The organism is Mesorhizobium sp. M4B.F.Ca.ET.089.01.1.1 (assembly GCF_004022605.1).
GTDB lineage: Bacteria > Pseudomonadota > Alphaproteobacteria > Rhizobiales > Rhizobiaceae > Mesorhizobium > Mesorhizobium abyssinicae.
The window spans coordinates 1-3,300 of record NZ_RZOS01000558.1 but is presented as its reverse complement, the minus strand read 5'-3'; the positions used below and the strand labels follow the sequence as shown (position 1 = coordinate 3,300).

The following is a 3,300-nucleotide window of genomic DNA, read 5'->3' as shown; positions in this document are numbered from 1 at the left end:
GCCCAAGGGCGGAACGACCACAGGGGTGGTTTCCTCAACCGGCTTTACCACTTTCTTGGCGGTCACCTTCTTCTGTTTGACGACCGTCGTCTGAGGGGTCGTCTGCACGACCTTTTGCTGCGGCTTCGCCGCCACCGGCGTCGGCTCGGCCTTGGGCATCATCGAGGTGCAGCCCATGAGAGTCGCCACGACGCCGGATAGCGTTGTTGCGGTGATTGCTTCCTTCAATGTCCTGCCCACCATTGCCTCCCGGTTGATCAGAAAAGGTCCCTGCGCGGATTGGCTTCTTCCCACACCCCTCTGGCCGCGTTGATCAGCTGGGCGTCCAGCGAACCAGTCGCGGGGATCTTCGACTTGAGCTCCTGCTGCAACTGCTGCAACGCGGCCGTTTTCGGCTTGGCTCCGAATTTTGCCAGCGTCTTTCTGGCCCCCGGAAGCTCCTTGCGAAGATCGAGCGCAGCCGCGAAGGCAAGGAAACGCGCAGCAACGGCCTGATCCGCCTTGTCGCCCTTTTGCATTTCGAGAGCCGCGCGATCGTAGGCGCCGGACTGATCGCCGCGCATGGTCGCCAGCTCGAACAGTCTTTGCGCTTCGGCGAGGTCCTGCTCCACGCCAACGCCGTCCCGGTACATGCGTCCAAGGCTGGCTGGGGCATAGGGCTGGCCAAGATCGATGGCCTTCTGAAACAGCGTCAGCGCCATCTTTGGATCCTTCTCGATGCCCTGGCCGCTGAGATAGTTCCGGCCGAGAAGGTTCATCGAATACATGTCCTGCCGCTGCACGCCGGCCTGAAGGAAGGCGACAGCGCGGGCCGGGTCGGCGGTCACGCCGTTGCGGCCCTCGGTGAAGATCGCGGCGAGATCGTTCATGGCGTAGGTGTGTCCCATCGCCGCCGCCTTGAGCAGCAGGTCCAGCCCCTTTGCGGTATCGGCCTTGACGCCGTAGCCGTTGAACAGGGCGCGGCCCCAGGATGTCATGCCGTAGGGATCACCCTTGTCGGCCGCGGCCTTGTAGAGGGAGTTGGCCTGCGTGCGGTCTTGCGGCGTCCCAGTCCCGGTCGCGTGCAGGTAGCCGAGCTCGAACACGGCGCGGACATGTCCCTTCTTCGCGGCCTCCTCGATGGCTGTCCTCGCCTCCTCGACCTTGCCGGCGGCAAGCAGCGCGCGCCCGAGTTCATAGCGGAAGCGGGGCACATCCGGGTAAGCCTTCACCGCGGCCTCGCAGACGTCCACGGCACTGGCGCCGATCTCGTTCGGCAGCAGTCCGGGGACCACGCCCTGCAGGTCGAGAGGCTCGCCGGCGGCCGTATCGCAAGGATCGACACTGGGCGAGAGTTTCATGGTGGCGGGCTTGGGCGCATTGTTGTCCGCCCGGATTTCGAAGCCGACCACCAGCGGTTTGACGGTGCCGATCTGGGGTTCGTACCGCAGGTGCTCGACTTCGCCGACCATCAGGCTTGAGTCGGGCGTCAGTGTTCGGTCAGGCAGCGATAGCGTTCCCGTTGCCGGATAACTCGCGACTTTCAGGCTGACCGCCGGGTCCTTCGTCGGCAGGTCCAGCTTCAGCGCAACCGGGCCGACGCCGACGGGAACGGCAACGTCGCTATTCTCGATCGCCTCGGCGGCACCGGTGATGTGGATGCCCCGTTCCAGCGTCTGCTGCTTTTGCTCGGCCTCGAGCGAGGCCACAACCTGTTCGCCCTCGGCGCCCTCGCCGCTCTTGACCCGGAACACCATGATGCCCTGGGCTTCACCGCCCCAGTCGTCGTGGGTGGCGTAGGCCAGCATATCAACTTCTTCCTGGGCAACCGCTCCCTTGGGTACATCCATCTTCAGGCGCGGCAGGTCCTTGCCCTGGATCGGCTGGCCCACCTCGACAGGCTTGCCGTCCAGTGTCAGTTGTCCGAGCGCAGGCGGTCTTTCGATGCTGACCGTGACCGTTCCACCATCGACGTCGACGGGCGCCGGCAAATCGAGGGCAACCGGGCCGATCCCCGACGGCACGACCTTCTCCAGCACCGGCGGCAGCGAAGGCCGGGTGGCGCGGCGCATCAGCACGACCTCATCGATCAGCGAGGAATTTTCCCAGGGCACCTGCTTGCCTTCGGTCGCCTGGACCACATCGCGGCGCACAGCCGCCATCACGGTGCGTATCTCCTGGTTCGGCGCCAGCGCGCGCCGCGAAAATGCCGACGAGAAGGGGCTGAGGTCGCCGGTTCCGTCATAGGCGACCGCCCCCGGTTCCGTCGCGAAGGCAATCAGCGTGTTCAGCGAGCTCTTGACCTGCGCGAGGCCTGCATTGCCGGCGGTGATCAGCTGATCCCTCAGCCAGTAGTCCTTGCGCGGGAACGGGTTGTTGCGGCAGGCATCGAGGATGATCACCTGGATCTTCGATTTCGAACGCATCTGCTCGAGCACATCGTTGAGCTTGATGGCCTGGACCTCGATGTCGGCCGCTTTCTTCAGCGAGGCATCGACCGGGATCAGGAAATTCTCGCCGCCGATCTGGAAGCCGTGGCCGGAATAGTAGACGACCGCCAATTCGGCGCCGTCGGCTGCGGCCAGATAGTTGCGAAATTGCTTCTCGAACTCGATTTTGGTGAGGTCCTTGGCGACGAACACGTCGAAGCCGGCCTGCCGAAACGTGTTCGACACATCCTCGGCATCCTTGTCGGGATTCTTGAGCGCCGGGATGTCCCGATATTCGGAATTGCCGATCACAAGGGCAACCCTCCGATCGGCGCGGGCATCCAGCGTCGCGAGGCCCACGAGGATCAGGGCTGCAATGAACGCGCAGCATCGCAGCATGGCAAATCCTTAACTGCTATGACCTGTCGACCACAAGAACGCAGCTTGCGGTGCCGGGGTCTGTTAAAGAGTTCACAATCTGCCGAAACAGGGGCTGAGGCAGGCGCCATGGCGAATGCGGGCGTATTCCTCATCCAATCGGTTTCTAAATTACCCTAGCGGCGGAACTTCCGCAATGATTTGAGCCGGCTTGCCGCTGCGGCTTGCCAAGCGCCTTAGTCGGCCTTCAGCCAGTTCAAACGCCGCATTCCGGATACGGGGCGCGGCGGCGCGGGAACAGCGCCAGCACATTGTCTGACCGGCCGCACTGCCGCCCCAGGCGGCGAGTTCAAATTCCTGATTTGGCTGAGGCTGGCCCCGAAAAAGGCGGACCTGGGGGACACCGGGTCCGCCTTGCCTGCCGACGGGGCTTCGGGGGGAAGACGAGGTTCGGCAAACAATCCGAGGGCAACTCCTGCGAGCGTTGGAGTTTTTGGTAAGCTCGGAAGACAGG

Annotated in this window: 2 protein-coding genes; both read right to left on the bottom strand. The window is 63.8% G+C overall.

Annotation, left to right across the window (positions count from 1 at the left end; all coding sequences use genetic code 11):
• Positions 1-228 (bottom strand): hypothetical protein (locus EN780_RS30545; protein ID WP_128276146.1); only part of this gene is annotated, 228 nt, incomplete at its 3' end.
• Between the two features lie 29 nt (positions 229-257).
• Complete coding sequence (locus EN780_RS30540) at positions 258-2,807, bottom strand: caspase family protein (RefSeq protein ID WP_128276145.1); 2,550 nt, start codon at positions 2,805-2,807, stop codon at positions 258-260.
• Positions 2,808-3,300: the final 493 nt, after the last annotated feature.